Raw genomic sequence first — 648 nt, forward strand, 5'->3', positions numbered from 1 at the left:
TTCATGACTGGGGTGAAGTCGTAACAAGGTAACCGTAGGGGAACCTGCGGTTGGATCACCTCCTTACCTGAAGATACCTTCCGGCGTAGTGCTCACACAGATTGTCTGATAGAAAAGTAACGAGCAGAAAAAACCTCTACAGGCTTGTAGCTCAGGTGGTTAGAGCGCACCCCTGATAAGGGTGAGGTCGGTGGTTCAAGTCCACTCAGGCCTACCAAATTTGCACTCATGCGGCGTTATGTGCGCGGTCGTTTACCGAAGTAAACTTCCCTTCCACATGCCTTGCCTGAGCACAAATTAACGCGGTCACGAAAGTGAAAGCGTGACTCCTCGCGAGTGGTAGTAGTGGTCTCTGCAGTAACTGTATGGGGCTATAGCTCAGCTGGGAGAGCGCCTGCCTTGCACGCAGGAGGTCAGCGGTTCGATCCCGCTTAGCTCCACCATGCAGTCTGTAAAAACTATCTTAAAGATGACTTGCGAGTCATGTTTAAGATATTGCTCTTTAACAATCCGGAACAAGCTGAAAATTGAAACGACATGTCGTGTTCATTCTCCGTAACAAGAATGAAACCACGATATGTTCGAGTCTCTCAAATGCTTACAACTCAGTGTCTTTCGGGACGCTTGTGGGTTGTGAGGTTAAGTGAC

General features: G+C 48.9%; 2 tRNA genes and 1 rRNA gene. All 3 read left to right on the top strand.

The window, feature by feature from the left end:
* Nucleotides 1–66 (top strand): 16S ribosomal RNA (locus ACETPC_RS23785); the annotation flags it as partial.
* Between the two features lie 74 nt (nucleotides 67–140).
* A tRNA-Ile gene (locus tag ACETPC_RS23790) sits at nucleotides 141–217 on the top strand.
* A gap of 150 nt (nucleotides 218–367) precedes the next feature.
* Nucleotides 368–443: transfer RNA gene (locus ACETPC_RS23795), tRNA-Ala, on the top strand.
* Nucleotides 444–648 lie beyond the last annotated feature (205 nt).

Source organism: Pantoea sp. sgz302252, assembly GCF_042610525.1.
Classification (GTDB): Bacteria; Pseudomonadota; Gammaproteobacteria; order Enterobacterales; family Enterobacteriaceae; genus Erwinia.